The following is a 273-nucleotide window of genomic DNA, read 5'->3' on the forward strand; positions in this document are numbered from 1 at the left end:
CTTGAAGCCATCGCCCTCGTTGCCGACCACGTCCCCGGCCTGGGCCACGTAGTCGGCGAACTCGATCTCGCAGGTCGCCGAGGCGCGGATGCCCAGCTTCGGCTCGGTCTTGCCGCGACCGAAGCCGGGCTGGTCGGTGTCGATCATGAAGGCGGTGATGCCGCGCGCACCGGCGGCCGGATCGGTCTTGGCGTAAACGATCAGCACGTCGGCGTCCGGGCCGTTGGTGATCCACATCTTGTTGCCGTTGAGGATGAAGTCGTCGCCATCGCG

1 protein-coding gene is annotated in these 273 nt (G+C 67.0%); it reads right to left on the reverse strand.

The window, feature by feature from the left end:
* The coding region (locus SB822_RS57150; protein WP_410859113.1) for an acyl-CoA dehydrogenase family protein at positions 1-273 on the reverse strand (273 nt) is incomplete at both ends.

This window comes from Paraburkholderia sp. SIMBA_054 (assembly GCF_046534875.1).
GTDB classification, from domain to species: domain Bacteria; phylum Pseudomonadota; class Gammaproteobacteria; order Burkholderiales; family Burkholderiaceae; genus Paraburkholderia; species Paraburkholderia hospita.